At 73.8% G+C, this 638-nt stretch carries 1 protein-coding gene; it reads left to right on the forward strand.

Translation table 11 applies throughout. From position 1 onward, the window contains the following. Window positions 1-638 (forward strand): oligosaccharide flippase family protein (locus HV824_RS35980; protein ID WP_176425292.1); only part of this gene is annotated, 638 nt, incomplete at both ends.

Raw genomic sequence — 638 nt, forward strand, 5'->3', positions numbered from 1 at the left:
TGGCGGCGCTGGGCTTCGTCGCGTGGTCGCTGGCGCTGGGCGGGCTGGTGCGCGGCGGGGTGGGGCTGGTGTGCATCTGGTGGGCGTCCCCCTGGCGTCCCCAGGGGCGCTTCCGCGTGGACGTGCTGCGGCGGCTGTTGGGCTTCGGATTGGCGTTCCAGCTTCCGCCTCTGGTGGCGGCGATGGTGGCGGGCTGGGTGCCGCTGGTGGTGGGGCACGTGCTGGGCAAGGAGGCGGTGGGCCTGGTCAACTGGGCCTGGGCGCTGGCCTCCACGCCGATGATGCTGAGCGTGGTGCTCAACCGCGTGGCCTTCCCCGCCTACTGCCGGCTGCAGGATGACCCGGAGGGCTTCGCCGAGTACCTGCGCACGTCGCTGCGCCGGCTGTCCGCGGTGCTGCTGCTCGCCATTCCCCTGGCGGTGCTGGCCGTCCCGGTGGCGGTGCCTCTCTTCTTCGGCGCGCGGTGGCTGCCCGCGGTGGTGCTGGTGCAGTGGTTCAGCATGGAGTGCATCCTCACCACGCTGGTGGGCCTGCTGGCCACGGCGCAGAACGCGGGCGGCAGGCCCTGGGAGCGGCTGGCCGTCGTCGTGGGCGTGGGCGCGGCGAAGTGGGGGCTGGGGACGTGGGCCATCCACCGC

Origin of the sequence: Myxococcus sp. AM009, from assembly GCF_013372605.1 — a bacterium.
Lineage (GTDB): Bacteria > Myxococcota > Myxococcia > Myxococcales > Myxococcaceae > Myxococcus > Myxococcus vastator.